15 protein-coding genes and 1 other RNA gene are annotated in these 14,670 nt (G+C 59.7%); 8 read left to right on the plus strand and 8 right to left on the minus strand.

Features of this window, described 5'->3' with window-relative positions; all coding sequences use genetic code 11:
- Positions 1-2 precede the first annotated feature (2 nt).
- The 3 genes from J3P89_RS00845 to J3P89_RS00855 form a co-directional block, all read right to left on the minus strand.
- Entirely contained in the window at positions 3-278 is a 276-nt protein-coding gene (locus J3P89_RS00845) for a bacteriocin immunity protein (RefSeq protein ID WP_434696468.1), read from the minus strand.
- Entirely contained in the window at positions 275-2,617 is a 2,343-nt protein-coding gene (locus tag J3P89_RS00850) for an S-type pyocin domain-containing protein (protein WP_434696469.1), read from the minus strand. The genes J3P89_RS00845 and J3P89_RS00850 overlap by 4 nt, the downstream gene beginning before the upstream one ends.
- 440 nt (positions 2,618-3,057) lie before the next feature.
- Entirely contained in the window at positions 3,058-4,035 is a 978-nt protein-coding gene (locus J3P89_RS00855; protein ID WP_434571022.1) for an NADPH:quinone oxidoreductase family protein, read from the minus strand.
- Positions 4,036-4,185: 150 nt separating this feature from the next.
- On the opposite strand from J3P89_RS00855, the gene J3P89_RS00860 reads away from it, so the two are divergent.
- Entirely contained in the window at positions 4,186-4,602 is a 417-nt protein-coding gene (locus J3P89_RS00860) for a flagellar basal body-associated protein FliL (protein WP_434571024.1), read from the plus strand.
- Positions 4,603-4,721: 119 nt separating this feature from the next.
- Here the strand turns inward: J3P89_RS00860 and J3P89_RS00865 are convergent, their stop codons facing one another.
- The gene (locus tag J3P89_RS00865; protein ID WP_434696470.1) at positions 4,722-5,174 is read right to left on the minus strand and encodes an EVE domain-containing protein; all 453 of its coding nucleotides are present in this window, start codon (positions 5,172-5,174) and stop codon (positions 4,722-4,724) included.
- 195 nt (positions 5,175-5,369) lie between these two features.
- Here J3P89_RS00865 and J3P89_RS00870 point away from each other — a divergent pair, with 195 nt between their 5' ends.
- On the plus strand, positions 5,370-5,516 hold the full coding sequence (locus tag J3P89_RS00870; protein ID WP_434571028.1) for a hypothetical protein: 147 nt from the start codon (positions 5,370-5,372) through the stop codon (positions 5,514-5,516).
- 32 nt (positions 5,517-5,548) lie between these two features.
- Here the strand turns inward: J3P89_RS00870 and J3P89_RS00875 are convergent, their stop codons facing one another.
- The 4 genes from J3P89_RS00875 to J3P89_RS00890 form a co-directional block, all read right to left on the minus strand.
- Positions 5,549-6,154 carry a 5-formyltetrahydrofolate cyclo-ligase gene (locus tag J3P89_RS00875; RefSeq protein WP_434696472.1) on the minus strand — a complete coding sequence of 202 codons (606 nt, stop codon included), beginning with the start codon at positions 6,152-6,154 and terminating at the stop codon, positions 5,549-5,551.
- A 119-nt stretch (positions 6,155-6,273) separates the two neighbouring features.
- Positions 6,274-6,453, minus strand: a non-coding RNA gene (gene ssrS / locus J3P89_RS00880) — 6S RNA.
- A gap of 30 nt (positions 6,454-6,483) precedes the next feature.
- Complete coding sequence (locus tag J3P89_RS00885; protein WP_039590276.1) at positions 6,484-6,801, minus strand: cell division protein ZapA; 318 nt, start codon at positions 6,799-6,801, stop codon at positions 6,484-6,486.
- Positions 6,798-7,007: a TIGR02449 family protein gene (locus J3P89_RS00890; protein WP_003177365.1), complete on the minus strand. Its 210-nt coding sequence runs from the start codon at positions 7,005-7,007 to the stop codon at positions 6,798-6,800. The genes J3P89_RS00885 and J3P89_RS00890 overlap by 4 nt, the downstream gene beginning before the upstream one ends.
- 130 nt (positions 7,008-7,137) lie before the next feature.
- On the opposite strand from J3P89_RS00890, the gene J3P89_RS00895 reads away from it, so the two are divergent.
- The 6 genes from J3P89_RS00895 to J3P89_RS00920 all read left to right on the plus strand — a co-directional run bounded on the left by J3P89_RS00895 (position 7,138) and on the right by J3P89_RS00920 (position 14,548).
- The gene (locus tag J3P89_RS00895; protein ID WP_047226083.1) at positions 7,138-7,692 is read left to right on the plus strand and encodes a YecA family protein; all 555 of its coding nucleotides are present in this window, start codon (positions 7,138-7,140) and stop codon (positions 7,690-7,692) included.
- 27 nt (positions 7,693-7,719) lie between these two features.
- On the plus strand, positions 7,720-9,054 hold the full coding sequence (pepP, locus tag J3P89_RS00900) for a Xaa-Pro aminopeptidase (protein ID WP_434696473.1): 1,335 nt from the start codon (positions 7,720-7,722) through the stop codon (positions 9,052-9,054).
- Positions 9,051-10,238, plus strand: a complete 1,188-nt coding sequence (gene ubiH / locus J3P89_RS00905) for a 2-octaprenyl-6-methoxyphenyl hydroxylase (protein ID WP_434696474.1) — start codon at positions 9,051-9,053, stop codon at positions 10,236-10,238. Before pepP ends, ubiH begins: the two co-directional genes overlap by 4 nt.
- Before the next feature lie 61 nt (positions 10,239-10,299).
- Complete coding sequence (locus tag J3P89_RS00910) at positions 10,300-11,517, plus strand: 2-octaprenyl-3-methyl-6-methoxy-1,4-benzoquinol hydroxylase (protein ID WP_434697938.1); 1,218 nt, start codon at positions 10,300-10,302, stop codon at positions 11,515-11,517.
- A 216-nt stretch (positions 11,518-11,733) separates the two neighbouring features.
- Entirely contained in the window at positions 11,734-12,738 is a 1,005-nt protein-coding gene (locus tag J3P89_RS00915) for an extracellular solute-binding protein (protein WP_434696475.1), read from the plus strand.
- 187 nt (positions 12,739-12,925) lie between these two features.
- Positions 12,926-14,548, plus strand: a complete 1,623-nt coding sequence (locus J3P89_RS00920; RefSeq protein WP_434696476.1) for an ABC transporter permease — start codon at positions 12,926-12,928, stop codon at positions 14,546-14,548.
- Positions 14,549-14,670 lie beyond the last annotated feature (122 nt).

A 14,670-nucleotide genomic window follows, 5' to 3' on the forward strand; every position in this document is an offset into this window, starting at 1 on the left:
GCTCATTCGGGCTTGAAGCCGGGTTTACCGTTTTGTTTTCGCCATCTCTTAACTTCACTTAAGATTCCTTCCGGGCTATCTTCCCTACCTTGTTGAGGATAGAAAATAAGTGCCGATTTTTCTGGGTGCTCAGTAATTTGCTCAAAATGCTTTGAAAGTCTGCTGATATATTCACCCAGCTGGTCGCCGGTAAGCTCGCTGTTGTCGTCAAAAAATTCGTGAAGGAATGATAGAAACTCTGCTTCTGTATAATCCTCGATTCTTTCTTTGAGTATCATAGGTTAGTTCCTTTTTTGTGGATCTCAATGTGCTCTTTGGGTGTCGTGATGCTTAGATTGTCAAGGTCGTATACTGCGCCACCCTGGGAAATTGATTGTATGTGATGAATTTCGAATTTGTTCCGTTCTCCTACGTGGTCGTCAGGGCGAGTAAAAGGTGCAGCGCCGTTACGCATTAATCTTAAATTAGATCGACTGAACTGCACTGCCAATTTTTCATCATTTGCTACTGACCTCCAAAATTCTTCTCGAAAGCTGCCAAAGTCTTTGAAGTCCTGGCCCCGAAGGAGACTAGCTATCTCACCAGGTATGGGAGCACCAAGGCCTTGCTCAGTACTCCCTAGCCAGTTCCTTCCTACCTCCTGACCTGATCCAGTCACCGTACCCGGTTCATATCGCGGCCCGGTCCGACTCGCCATGACATAGACTGGCTTGATCCCCGATTCCATCGGGAAAACCAGCACATAATCATCAATGTCGGCGTCATCACAGGCCGGGTGATCGTCTGCTCTCCCTTCTATCTGAGTAATCCTGGCCCCGGGAAGAATCCTGATCTCCGGCTGCGTTGCAGGCGATTCGGTTGAGCCCAGATGATTGTTTCCTGGAGGGACATCCGGCGTCCAGGTCAGCGTTCGGGGAAGAGCGCCTTCTGTTATGAATGTGTAGAGATTTGTTTGCGGATCAAGTGATACGTTCCTGATCCTGATTTTATCGGATAGATTTTTGCCGGTGGGTGAAAGGTAAAATTGGCTGTGTTCTCCTCTAACCGATGACACAACCCGAAACGGTAGATGCGCGACGCTAGCGCCTGAAATTAACTGGAGTTCCTCCGCCACTTGAGATAAAGGAATGCTGATCACCACCGGATTGCGCTGCAGTTCACCGTTGGCAATTGGCGTGGAGTAAGACACTGCTACTCCGAGTGCCGCCAGAGGTCCTCCCGATACGGCGACTCTCGCTTTTTGAAGTAGATCAATGGCGCCTTGTAGGGAGAAAGGGGAATCTTCATATCCGGCAATCAGGCCGTCAGGAGCAGTGATCAGCGGTCGCGCCGAAGTCATCGCACCGTTGAAGGTGGGTAGCGAAATATTTTCGATACGGTATTTCGACCGAAAGACTGCATCGATATCTGCTTGTTCCTTACGCAGCGAGGCCTCGCGAGAGCTACTCCTTGATGAATCGGAAAGGTCCCCCGCCGAAAGCGCAGCCTTGGTTGCGTCTTGATGCGCGGCGGCCAGTTCCCGGTGTTTTTGTCGCATCGAGGTCAATTGTTGGTCGACGTCTTGGGGCTGGGCGTGGTTGAACTGATGGAGCAATTCGTTGAAATGCCCCGCCAATGCGGACGCAATTTTCTGTTTTCGTTCTTGTTCAGCTTGTTGCGCCATCGCTCGGGCTTGCGCTTGCTTTCGTGCCTGTTCTATCTGCTCGGCTGCAACACGAAGCTGTTCTTTCACGCGTTCGGCCGATTGAGCGCGGTCTATAAGGCTGGCAAATGTATTTGCTGTTCTTGTTAGATGTTGAACGGATTCTGAATGCAGAAGGGAGGCATGGTAGTCCTGCCATCGCTTTCCCAGCTTTGTCTTTTCTTGTAGAACAACCAGGTTATTAAGTGCTTCGAGTTCGGGCTTGCTGAGTGGCGGCTTGATGTTCGGATTGGCTTTTGCATAGGCAGCGATAGCTGCCCGCTCGGTTGTGATGATTTGGGTTACGATTGTCTTGTGATTTCTTAACAGTTGAGAAAGGGGCAAGCCGGTTGTTACCCCCAGCAGCGATGAAACTTTCTTCAGCAGAAATTCAGGCAGAAGTTGGAGATGGATGTTTTTTTCTTGGTTGATAAATCTGAGCTTGGCATCAAGGGTGGTTGTTGAGTTGTTTTTTTCAGCTTGGGTGCCAGTGAGGAACTGCTCGGCTGTCTGGGATGACTGCTCCAATTGTCCAGCGAGAATGTCTTTTTGCAGGGAAAGTCGCTTTAACTCTAACGCCGATCGGTACGCATCATCTATGGCGGCGTAAGCGACTGCAATATTCGGAGGGGAGGTCTGTAGGCTGTCCATTATTTTCTTGAAGGACAATTCCTTCATTAGAAAAAATGGATTCTGGCCGTAGAGCGAGTAGGCGCTTGTGGTGCGTGCTTGATAGTCCGACTCTTTGGCTTGAAGGGCTCTTGCCGTCGCCTGCTGTTCTGTAATTACTTTTTCAAACGGCGAAAGCTGGCGATCACCTAATGCGGATCTTTTTATCTGATCGAGTTCTTGTGTGGTGGTTTCGGTCAGTTTTATAAAAGTGTTGCTATATTCTGCATCGATGGATTCACTATTGGCTATCCGTTCTCTCAACATGTCATCCCATGCGTAGGGAATAGACGCGTTGTGTCTTTTTGAGCTTCTACCGGTCCCTCTATGAGGCCCATCGTTCAGCCCCCACGCTATAAAACCTCCAGTGTTGAAGTCCGGTAACCTTCGCCCTGTTATCGGGATGGGCGGTATTTCGTATGAGCCTGGGCCTAACTGTATATGCGGTCCCAAATATGTATCCGCGTTATCCATATGACTTATCCATGTCCGATTGGTGTCGCTAGTAAAAAGCACTCGCTGCTGCGCGTGCTGTGCAGGCGAAACAGGTTCCCCTAATTTTTCGACGGGAGTGCGGTAACTATCTACTACCCGGCCGGCTTGTATTTATGGCTGATGGGCATTGCAGAACGGAGCAGAGCAGTCACAAAGAAAAAGGGCCAGAGCCACCTCATCGGTGGCTCTGGCCCTTTTTACCCGTAGGGGTTTCAGCGAACCTGCACAACCACCTTGCCCACCGCCTTGCGCTGCCCCAGGTCATTGATCGCCTGGGCGGCGTTGCTCAACGGATAGACCTGCGACACCAACGGTTTCAACTTGCCTTCGGCGAACCAGCCAAACAGTTGTTGGAAGTTGGCGGCGTTGTCCTGCGGCTGGCGTTGGGCGAACGAGCCCCAGAACACGCCTACCACGGCAGCGCCCTTGAGCAAGGCCAGGTTCACCGGCAGCTCGGGAATGCGCCCGCTGGCGAAGCCGACCACCAGCAGCCGGCCGTTCCAGGCGATGGCGCGGACCGCCTGGTCGAACAGGTCGCCGCCCACCGGGTCGTAGATCACGTCGGCGCCCTGGCCGTCGGTGAGGCGCTTGATTTCATCCTTGAGGCTGGTTTCGGTGTAGTTGATCAGTTCGTCGGCGCCGGCGGCCTTGGCTACCGCGAGTTTTTCCGCGCTGCTGGCGGCGGCGATCACCCGGGCGCCCATGGCCTTGCCGATTTCCACCGCCGCCAGGCCGACGCCGCCGGAGGCACCGAGCACCAGCAGGGTTTCACCCGGTTGCAGGTTGGCACGTTGCTTGAGGGCATGCATCGAGGTGCCGTAGGTCATGCTGAAAGCGGCGGCGGTGTTGAATTCCATGGCGGCGGGAATGGGCAGCACGTTGTAGCCCGGGACTGCCACCTGTTCGGCGAAACTGCCCCAGCCGGTCAGCGCCATGACTCGGTCACCGACTTTCAGGTGACTGACCTTTTCTCCCACCTCGCGGACGACGCCCGCTGCTTCGCCGCCGGGGGAAAACGGGAAGGGCGGCTTGAATTGATATTTGCCTTCGATGATCAACGTATCAGGAAAATTCACCCCGGCGGCGTGCACGTCCAGCAGCACTTCGTTCTTCTTCACGACGGGGCTGGCGACGTCTTCCAGCACCAGCGATTCGGCGGGGCCGAATTCTTTGCACAGCACGGCTTTCATCAGGGCTATTCCTTTGGGAGTGATGGCCGATAAGTGTAGGTGTGAGAGTGAAGGGGTCAACGAGCATGCCCCGCCCTGATAGCCGGCCATAAGCTTGTGCTGGGACGAGAGGGCGGTATGCTGGGCCGCAAATCGAATGAGGAGTCGAATGTGAAAGCGTGGATCATGTTGATGCTGGCCCTGTCGTTGCCTGTGGCGGCGATGGCCGAAGAAGCCAAGGAAGCCAAAGAAGGCGAGGCGCCGAAGGTCAGTTACATCACGCTCAGCCCGCCATTCGTGGGCAACTATGGCCTGGACGGAACGACCAAGCTGAAGGTCTACAAGGCCGACGTTGCCCTGCGCGTGACCGGTGACGCCGCCGCTGCGGCGGTGAAGGCTAACGAGCCGTTGATTCGCAATCAGTTGGTGGCGCTGTTCGCCCAGCAGACGACCGAAACCATGAACAACCTTGAAGCCAAGGAAAAGCTGCGGCAGGAAGCGTTGAAGCAGACCCAGCAGGTGATGAACGACGAGACGGGCAAGCCGATGGTGGATGATCTGTTGTTCAACAACCTGATCATTCAGTAGGTTTGTCCGGGCGGGCCCCTTCGCGAGCAGGCTCGCTCCCACAGGAGTTTTGTGGGTAACACCAGTCCCCTGTGGGAGCGAGCCTGCTCGCGAAAGCGGCCGACAGGGCACTGCATTGGTCAGGATTTCAAGGCAATGACCGCCGCCCACTGCTCAGCTGTCACCGGCATCACTGACAGTCGCGAGCCTTTTTGCACCAGCGGCATTTCGGCCAGGGCGGCCTGCTGTTTGAGGTAGTCGAGCTTCAGCACCCGTGGGAATGTCTCGACATGGGCGACGTCGAGGGCGGTCCAGGGGTTTTTCTCCGGGCTGGCCTTGGCGTCGAAGTAATGACTGTCAGGTTCCAGGGCCGTTGGGTCGGGATAGGCGGCCTTGATGATTTTGCCAATTCCGGCAATGCCTGGCTCCGGGCAACTGGAGTGATAAAAGAGGAATGAGTCGCCTACCGCCATGGCTCGCAGGAAATTGCGCGCCTGGTAGTTGCGAACCCCGTCCCAGCGCGCTTGGCCGAGCTTTTCCAGGCCCTGGATGGACAATTCGTCGGGCTCGGATTTCATCAGCCAGTAGGCCATGATTTCTACTCCTGGGTGGTGGCGATAAAAAGGTTCAGCGATTTTATGACAAACCGACAGTCGGTTGACGCCAGCATTTGCGTGTCGGTTCACGTTGCCGCAAAATGCCGGCCTTCCAAGCTTGACGCTGCTGCACGGCCAGATAAGAAAACCGCTGCTGTCATCGTGTGTGATATGCCTTGAGGGGGGCAATCGATGAAACGCAAACCGGATTTGTTGTGGATCTTGGTCATTCTGTTCGGCCTGGGTGTCGTCACCACGGGTTATGCCCAGAGCTTATGGGCCAACAAAAATGATGCACCGATGGAAATCACCCAGCCCGCGCCGGCACTCAAGCGCTGAGCCGTCTTCTGGACGCCGCTGTTTCGCGGCGTCTAGCTCGCCAGATACCAACGCCTGTCACTGACCGTTCCCTGTAACGGTACATCCCAGCTTGCCTGCGCCAATCGTTCGACCTTCTGACACTCATGGGCCAGGCCCAGCAACGTCGGCTTGCGCCATTGTTTGCGTCGCGACAGATACGCCAGGCTGCGGTCATAGAAGCCGCCGCCCATGCCCAGGCGTCCGCCGGCATCGTCAAACCCCACCAACGGCAGCAATACCAGGTCCAATGTCCAGACTTTGCGCTGCCGGGCGATATTCTTGCGTGGTTCCGGGATGCGGAAACGATTAGGGCGCATTTTTTCGCCGGGATGGATCCGCTGGAACACCATCCTGGTCTGCGGCCAGGGACTGAGTACTGGCAGATAAATCGCCTTGCCCCGACGTTGAGCGGCGCGCAGCAGCAGGCGTGGGTCGATTTCACCGTCGTTGGGCAGGTACAGGGCGATGTGTCTTGCGCGGCGAAACAGCGGATGCTGTGCCAGTTGCCGATATAGCCCGTGTGCGGCTCGCCGTTGCTGGGCCGGGGTCAAGGCACGACGGGCCTGGCGTAGCAGGCGGCGAAGTTGTGGGCGGGGCGGCAACGCAGGTTCGGTCATATCGATGCTTCGCGAGACGGTGACATCGGCACAGCGTAACCGCAAACGGCGGGACCAGAAAACGCCAAACGCCAGAAACGACAATGCCAGTCATGATGACTGGCATTGTTTCAAGAATCAGGCTCCCCGGATGAACCGCTGTCGGCTTAGCCCTTGAACCCGAAAGTTCAAGGTGGAAGTTGCAGGAGGCGTTAAGGCTTTCCGTCAAGCGGACATGCACACCGGCCCCAACGTGCAACCCCCGTGGTTGTGCGTATCGGCTCAGGGACATCACCAACTGGCAAGCACCCCAGGGAGTGACGCAAGTATACCCCAGGCTGCCTCGCGAATCAGCCCTTGCTGACGTCCGGATCAGTAGCCAGTACCAGATCCACCCGATCGAGCAGGTCGCGGACCTGTTCGCGGGTCGAGCCGCTGACCTGTACGTCCGGCGTATCCTGGCGGTGGAGCAGGTCGTGGGTAATGTTCAAGGCGGCCATCACGGCGATGCGATCGGCGCCGATGACTTTGCCGCTGCTGCGGATCTCGCGCATCTTGCCATCCAGGTAACGGGCGGCGCTCACCAGGTTGCTGCGCTCTTCCTGGGGGCAGATGATCGAATACTCTTTATCGAGGATCTGCACGGTAACGCTATTGCTTGAACTCATGAGTCTTGCTCCAGGGCCTTGAGGCGCGAAATCATCGATTCGACCTTACGCCGGGCGATTTCGTTTTTTTCAATGAGGTGCGCGCGTTCCTCGCGCCAGGTTTTTTCCTGAGCTAATAGGAGTCCGTTTTGGCTCTTAAGTTGCTCGACCCGGTCAATTAGCAGCTCGAGTCTGGCCATCAGCGCTTGCAGGTCGGTGTCTTCCATTGTGTCCACTGAAGAATGTGTCTGATGGAGGGATTTGGGTCGCACAGCCTTTAATGGTCTTGGCGAGTCTGTCGATGTAGGATACAAGGCCTCCATTCTAGACATAGCGCCGTCTGGCGCCTAGCTGCCCATGCCCATTCAGAATTCTCCGTACCAAGCCTTTGCCACCCTGCTGAGCACCAGCGGCCACCCTGTCTCGCCCGCCGAGCTGCATGGCCTGCTGCTCGGCCGCAGCTGTGCCGGCGCCGGTTTTGATGCTGACGGCTGGTTGGCCGACGCCGCCGAACTGCTTGAAGGCGAGCCGGCGGACAACGTGCGCAACGCGCTCATCGGCCTGCAGGAAATGGTCAAGGGTGAATTGACCAGTGACGACATGACCGTCGTCCTGTTGCTGCCCACCGATGACGCGCCGCTGGCTGAACGCGCCGCTGCGCTGGGTCAGTGGTGCCAGGGTTTCCTGGCAGGCTTCGGCCTGACCCGCCGCGAATACGCCTTGAGCGATGAAGCCAAGGAAGTGTTGCAAGACCTGGCGGCCATCTCCCAGGTGCAGGACGCCCTGGAAGAATCCGACGACGGCGAGAGCGACTACATGGAAGTGATGGAGTACCTGCGGGTCGCGCCGTTGCTGCTGTTTACCGAGACCAAAAAAACCGCTGAACCGGCTGCCAAGCCGTCCCTGCACTGATCGCTTGAAAGGGAACACCGTCTGCCCATGATTCATATCCCGAAGTCGGAATACAGTCGTCGCCGCAAGGCCTTGATGGCGCAGATGGAACCCAACAGCATCGCAATCCTGCCCGCCGCCGCCGTTGCGATCCGCAACCGCGACGTCGAGCACGTCTATCGCCAGGACAGCGACTTCCAGTACCTCAGCGGCTTCCCCGAGCCGCAAGCGGTGCTGGTGCTGATGCCCGGTCGCGCTCACGGCGAGTACATCCTGTTTTGCCGCGAGCGCAACGCCGAACGTGAACTGTGGGATGGCTTGCGCGCCGGCCAGGAAGGGGCGATCCGGGACTACGGCGCCGACGACGCGTTTCCCATCACCGACATCGACGACATCCTGCCGGGCCTGATCGAAGGTCGCGACCGGGTCTATTCGGCCATGGGCAGCAACCCCGAATTCGACCGGCACCTGATGGAGTGGATCAACGTGATTCGCTCCAAGGCCCACCTTGGTGCCCAGCCGCCGAACGAATTTGTTGCCCTGGATCATCTGCTGCACGATATGCGCCTGTATAAATCGGCGGCGGAAGTGAAAGTGATGCGCGAAGCGGCGCGGATTTCCGCCCAGGCGCACATCCGCGCCATGCAAGCGGCACGTCCGGGGCTTTACGAATACAGCCTGGAAGCCGAGCTCGACTACGAATTTCGCAAGGGCGGCGCAAAGATGCCGGCCTACGGCTCCATCGTCGCGGCGGGGCGTAACAGTTGCATCCTGCATTACCAGCAGAACGACGCGCCGCTCAAGGATGGCGACCTGGTGCTGATCGACGCCGGTTGCGAAATCGACTGCTATGCCAGCGATATCACCCGTACCTGGCCGGTCAGCGGCAAGTTTTCGCCCGAGCAGAAGGCGATCTATGAGGTCGTGCTGGCGGCCCAGGAAGCGGCGTTCGCTGAAATTGGCCCGAACAAGCATTGGAACCAGGCCCATGAAGCTACGGTCCGGGTCATTACCGAGGGGCTGGTGCGTCTCGGGCTGCTGGACGGCGAGGTGGACCAGTTGATCGCCAGCGAAGCCTACCGGGCGTTCTACATGCACCGTGCCGGTCACTGGCTGGGCATGGACGTGCACGACGTCGGTGAATACCGGGTCGGTGGCGAATGGCGCGTGCTGGAGGTTGGCATGGCCTTGACCGTGGAGCCGGGCATCTATATTGCTCCGGACAATCGCAGCGTAGCGAAGAGATGGCGCGGCATTGGCGTGCGCATCGAGGATGACGTGGTAGTGACCAAGACCGGTTGTGAAATCCTGACCCGCGGCGTGCCGAAAACGGTCGCCGAGATCGAGGCCCTGATGGCCGCCGCACGGACTCAAGCGGCATGAGCCGGGTCAACGTGGCGATCATAGGTGGCGGCCTGGTCGGCGCGAGCCTGGCGCTCGCCTTGCAGGCAGGCGCCAAGGCCAGGGGGTGGAAGATCATGCTGATCGAGCCGTTCGCCCCCGGCGACACTTGGCAGCCGAGCTATGACGCGCGCTCATCGGCGCTCTCCTTCGGTGCTCGACAGATTTATCAGCGCCTGGGCCTCTGGCAGGAAATTTCCCGCCGCGCAGAACCGATCAAACAGATTCATGTTTCCGACCGCGGACGGTTTTCCACCGCACGGTTGTCCGCCATGGAGGAGGGCGTGCCGGCCCTCGGCTACGTGGTGGAAAATGCCTGGCTCGGCCAGTGCCTGTGGCAAGGGCTGGACAAGGATGTGGTCAGTTGGCGCTGCCCGGCGCAAGTCACCCGGATGGAGCCGCTAGTCGGTGGTTATCGTTTGACGCTGGATGACGAAACCACGCTGGAATGCGACCTCGCCGTACTGGCCGACGGTGGGCGCTCCGGATTGCGTGAGCAGTTGGGCGTCGGTGTGCGCAATCGCCCTTACGACCAGAGCGCGTTGATTGCCAACCTCACACCCAGCGAAGCCCACAACGGCGTGGCTTTCGAACGCTTTACCGACGACGGCCCGATGGCCTTGTTGCCGCTGCCGGAAAATCGTTGTGCGTTGGTCTGGACTCGCCAGGGCATGGATGCGCAACGGCTGGCGGCCCTCGACGAGCGTAGTTTTCTCAGTGAGCTGCAGAGTGTGTTCGGCTATCGCCTCGGCACGTTGAAGCAGGTGGGTGCGCGACACCTTTATCCGCTGGCGCTGGTAGAAGCCGAAGAGCAGGTACGTCCGCACCTGGCGATCCTCGGCAATGCTGCCCATAGCCTGCATCCGATAGCGGGCCAGGGCTTCAACCTGTCCTTGCGTGACGCGCAGGCGTTGGCCGATGCGTTGCTCGGGAGTGAGAGCACGCCTGGCGACTTCTCTGTATTGCAAGCCTATCGCGAGCGCCAGCGGATGGACCAGGCCCTGACCGTCGGCTTCTCCGACCAGGTCACGCGGCTGTTCAGCAGCGATCTGCCGCTGGTATCCGTGGGCCGCAATCTCGGCCTGCTGGGCCTTGACCTGCTGCCCCCGGCCAAGCGCTGGTTCGCTCGCCAGGCCATGGGCTTGGGGACTCGCCCCGATGCTTGATACGGCTCATTCCTTTCACCGGCGGCTCATGTCGCCAGCAGCACAGGCTTAAAGCATGGAATTGCGCGCAGATCTGTTGATTGTCGGTGCCGGCATGGTCGGCAGCGCCCTGGCGCTTGCGTTGCAGGGCAGCGGATTGCAGGTATTGTTGCTCGACGGCAGCCCGCTGAGCGTCAAACCCTTTGATTCCCTGGCAGCGTTCGAACCCCGGGTCAGCGCCCTGTCGGCGGCCAGCCAGCGGATTCTCGATCGTCTGGGCGTCTGGGACGGTATCGTCGCCCGACGCACCAGTCCCTACACCGACATGCATGTCTGGGACGGTAGCGGCACGGGGCAGATTCATTTTTCCGCCGCCAGCCTGCATGCCGAAGTGCTTGGCCACATCGTCGAGAACCGCGTCGTTCAGGATGCACTGCTGGACCGGTTGCATGACTGCGACCTGGGCCTGCTGGCCAATGCGCGCCTGGAGCAGATGCGCCGCTCCGGCGACGACTGGCTGCTGACCCTGGCTGACGGGCGCACCTTGCGCGCGCCACTGGTGATTGCCGCCGACGGGGCGAACTCCGCCGTGCGCCGACTGACGGGGGTCGCCACTCGCGAGTGGGACTACCTGCATCACGCGATCGTCACCAGCGTGCGCTGCGCCGGACCTCATCGCCAGACCGCTTGGCAACGCTTCACCGACAATGGTCCGCTGGCATTCCTGCCTCTGGCGCGCGATGGCGAGCAGGACTGGTGCTCGATCGTCTGGTCGACCACGCCTGGCGAAGCGCAGCGCTTGATGACACTGGATGACGGCGCTTTCTGCGCCGAACTGGAGCGGGCTTTCGAGGGCCGGCTAGGCGCGGTGCTCGGCGCCGATCCTCGCGTCTGCGTACCGCTGCGCCAACGCCACGCCAAGCGTTACGTGGCCGAAGGGCTGGCGCTGATCGGCGATGCGGCGCATACCATCCATCCCCTGGCCGGGCAGGGCGTCAACCTGGGTTTCCTGGATGCCGCGGTGTTGGCCGAGGTGCTGTTGCAGTCCGCCGGGCGTGGCGAGCGGTTGGCCGATCTCAAGGTGTTGAGCCGCTATGAGCGGCGGCGCATGCCCCATAACCTGGCGCTGATGGCGGCGATGGAAGGCTTCGAGCGGCTGTTCCAGGCCGATCCATTGCCGGTGCGCTGGTTGCGTAATACCGGTCTGAAGCTGGTAGACCGCATGCCGGAAGCCAAGGCGCTGTTCGTACGCGAGGCGTTGGGGCTGACCGGGGATCTGCCGGATCTGGCCAAGATCTGAAAGTTGTTTTGGAGCTTATGGCCTCATCGCGAGCAAGCTCGCTCCCACATTTGTCCAGTGCTGTCCTGTGGGAGCGAGCTTGCTCGCGATGGGGCCGGAACAGCCACCTCTTCCACCTGTGCAACATTTGGAAACGTGTCTACCCACTGTTCGATTGTGGTGCTAAATGTGAGTCCTTATCATTTGCGCTCTGTTCACAATCTAGAGACCGCTACCATGTCGGCCACCAAACGCCTGCTGTCCGCCCTCGCACTGACCCTGATCGGCACTTCCGTCGCCCAGGCTGCCGATGAGGTGGTGGTCTATTCGTCGCGCATCGATGAGCTGATCAAACCGGTTTTCGATGCCTACACCAAGAAGACCGGCGTCGCGGTGAAGTTCATCACCGACAAGGAAGCGCCCCTGATGCAGCGGATCAAGGCCGAAGACAAAAATGCCACCGCCGACCTGCTGCTGACCGTCGACGCCGGCAACCTCTGGCAAGCCGAGCAGATGGGCATTCTGCAGCCGTTCACCTCGCCGATAATCGATGCCAACATTCCCCCTCAGTATCGGGCGTCGTCCCACGCCTGGACCGGCCTGAGCCTGCGTGCGCGGACCATTGCCTACTCGACTGACCGGGTCAAACCGGGTGAGCTGACTACTTACGAAGCGCTGGCCGGCAAGGAATGGGAAGGCCGCTTGTGCCTGCGGACCTCGAAAAAGGTCTACAACCAGTCGCTGACCGCGACCCTGATCGAAACCCATGGTGCTGAAAAAACCGAGGAGATCCTCAAAGGCTGGGTCAGGAACCTGTCCACCGACGTATTCTCCGACGACACCGCGCTGCTTGAGGCGATCAATGCCGGCCAGTGCGACGTTGGCATCGTCAACACCTATTACTACGGCCGCCTGCACCAGCAGAAGCCAGACTTGAAGGTCAAGCTGTTCTGGCCGAACCAGGCGGACCGTGGCGTGCACATCAACCTCTCGGGTATCGGCCTGACCAAGCACGCGCCGCACCCGGACGCCGCGAAAAAACTGGTGGAATGGATGACCACGCCTGAAGCGCAAAGCATCTTCGCCGACGTGAACCAGGAATTCCCGGCCAACCCGAAAGTCCAGCCGTCCAAGGAAGTCGCCGCCTGGGGCCAGTTCAAGGCCGATACGCTGCCGGTGGAAGTCGCGGGCAAACGCCAGGCCGAAGCCATTCGCCTGATGGATCGTGCCGGCTGGAACTGAGACGATCCCTTTCAGCTCATTGACGACCCGTGGCGAGGGAGCTTGCTCCCGCTGGGCTACGCAGTAGCCCCAAAGCCCCAGATCATGCCCCGGCATATAGGTCCTGGCAGATATCCCGGGAGGGCTTCGCCCTCCAGCGGGAGCAAGCTCCCTCGCCACATGACCGTTTGTCTTACGAGAGTTTTCCTTGACCCACCCCGCCCAACGCCGCTGGTATCCCCTGGTCTTCGCCGTCGCTGCGCTGGTCCTGTTGCCGTTGAGCGTGCTGTTGCTGTCCTGGCAGAGCATCGACGCGCAGATCTGGTCCCACTTGTGGGAGACCCAGATGCCGCGCCTGCTGGGTAATACCCTGACGCTGATCCTGGGTGTGGGTGTCGGCGTGACGTTGTTGGGGGTCAGTCTGGCGTGGCTTACCAGCCTTTGCGAATTCCCCGGTCGGCGCTGGCTCGATTGGGCGTTGATGTTGCCGTTCGCGATTCCCGCCTATGTGCTGGCGTTTGTTTTCGTCGGCCTGCTGGATTTTGCCGGCCCGGTGCAGACCCTGATGCGCGAATGGTTCGGCAGCGGCTTGCGCCTGCCCCGGGTGCGGTCGACCGGTGGGGTTATCCTGGTGTTGGTGCTGGTGTTCTATCCGTATGTCTATCTGCTCGCGCGTAGCGCCTTCCTGGCCCAAGGCAAGGGATTGATGGAAGCGGCCCGGGTACTCGGCCAATCGCCCTGGCAGGCGTTCTGGCGGGTGGCACTGCCGATGGCCCGACCGGCCATTGGCGCGGGCGTGGCGCTGGCGCTGATGGAAACCCTGGCGGATTTTGGCGCGGTGTCGGTGTTCAACTTCGACACCTTTACCACCGCCATCTATAAAACCTGGTACGGCTTCTTCAGTCTTTCCAGCGCCGCCCAACTGGCCAGTCTCTTGCTGCTGGCGGTGATGGTGGTGCTCTACGGTGAACGCCGTGCCCGAGGAGCACAGCGGGCCAGCAACGAACGGCCCCGGGTCAAGGCGCTTTACCATTTGCGCGGTTTCAAGGCGGCGGCGGCCAGCAGCTGGTGCCTGTTGGTTTTCGCGTGCGCGTTCGTCATTCCGGTGCTGCAACTGGTGGTGTGGTTCTGGCAGCGCGGTCGGTTTGACTTGGACGAGCGTTATGCCGGGTTGATCATCCATACCCTCTATCTGGGCGGCCTGGCGGCCCTGGTCACCGTCTGCGTGGCCTTGCTGCTGGCGTTCGCCCGTCGCTTGGCGCCGACCCGCCCGATCCGCGCCGGTGTCGGCCTGGCGAACCTGGGTTATGCCTTGCCGGGTTCAGTGCTGGCGGTGTCGATCATGCTTGCGTTCAGCTATCTGGACCGTGAGTTGGTCATTCCGCTATCGACCTTGCTCGGCGGGGCGGGCAAGCCGTTACTGTTGGGCAGTTTGTCGGCGTTGCTGCTGGCCTACCTGATACGTTTCCTGGCCGTGGCCTACGGTCCGCTGGAAAGCAGCCTGGCGCGGATTCGTCCGTCATTGCCCGAGGCCGCACGAAGCCTTGGCGTCAGTGGGCCACGACTGTTTTTCAAAGTGTATCTGCCGTTGCTACTCCCTGGCACGTTGAGCGCGGCGTTGCTGGTGTTTGTCGATGTGCTCAAGGAAATGCCCGCCACCCTGCTGATGCGCCCGTTCGGCTGGGACACGCTGGCAGTGCGGGTCTTTGAGATGACCAGCGAGGGGGAGTGGGCACGGGCTGCATTGCCGGCGCTGACCCTGGTGCTGGTCGGGCTGTTGCCGGTCATCGGATTGATACGGCGCTCGGCTCATCGACGCGTTCTGAATTAATTGAGAGCGGCTCCAGGTGCCAGTGCCATGGCATGCGGATACAATGCGCGGCATTCGGTGCGGTCCGTCCGTCGGACCGGGTAGCTGAGGGCGCTTTTTTTCAGGCGTTCGTGCTGTGCAGT

This window comes from Pseudomonas sp. Z1-14, assembly GCF_051132005.1.
In the GTDB taxonomy this organism is placed as follows: Bacteria; Pseudomonadota; Gammaproteobacteria; order Pseudomonadales; family Pseudomonadaceae; genus Aquipseudomonas.

What these genes read in the sequence shown, in the direction of transcription:
- J3P89_RS00845 (WP_434696468.1), bottom strand. Translation starts at nt 278, where the DNA reads ATGATACTCAAAGAAAGAATCGAGGATTATACAGAAGCAGAGTTTCTA.
- J3P89_RS00850 (WP_434696469.1), bottom strand. Translation starts at nt 2,617, where the DNA reads ATGTTGAGAGAACGGATAGCCAATAGTGAATCCATCGATGCAGAATAT.
- J3P89_RS00855 (WP_434571022.1), bottom strand. Translation starts at nt 4,035, where the DNA reads ATGAAAGCCGTGCTGTGCAAAGAATTCGGCCCCGCCGAATCGCTGGTG.
- J3P89_RS00865 (WP_434696470.1), bottom strand. Translation starts at nt 5,174, where the DNA reads ATGGCCTACTGGCTGATGAAATCCGAGCCCGACGAATTGTCCATCCAG.
- J3P89_RS00870 (WP_434571028.1), top strand. Translation starts at nt 5,370, where the DNA reads ATGAAACGCAAACCGGATTTGTTGTGGATCTTGGTCATTCTGTTCGGC.
- J3P89_RS00875 (WP_434696472.1), bottom strand. Translation starts at nt 6,154, where the DNA reads ATGACCGAACCTGCGTTGCCGCCCCGCCCACAACTTCGCCGCCTGCTA.
- J3P89_RS00885 (WP_039590276.1), bottom strand. Translation starts at nt 6,801, where the DNA reads ATGAGTTCAAGCAATAGCGTTACCGTGCAGATCCTCGATAAAGAGTAT.
- J3P89_RS00890 (WP_003177365.1), bottom strand. Translation starts at nt 7,007, where the DNA reads ATGGAAGACACCGACCTGCAAGCGCTGATGGCCAGACTCGAGCTGCTA.
- J3P89_RS00895 (WP_047226083.1), top strand. Translation starts at nt 7,138, where the DNA reads ATGCCCATTCAGAATTCTCCGTACCAAGCCTTTGCCACCCTGCTGAGC.
- pepP (WP_434696473.1), top strand. Translation starts at nt 7,720, where the DNA reads ATGATTCATATCCCGAAGTCGGAATACAGTCGTCGCCGCAAGGCCTTG.
- ubiH (WP_434696474.1), top strand. Translation starts at nt 9,051, where the DNA reads ATGAGCCGGGTCAACGTGGCGATCATAGGTGGCGGCCTGGTCGGCGCG.
- J3P89_RS00915 (WP_434696475.1), top strand. Translation starts at nt 11,734, where the DNA reads ATGTCGGCCACCAAACGCCTGCTGTCCGCCCTCGCACTGACCCTGATC.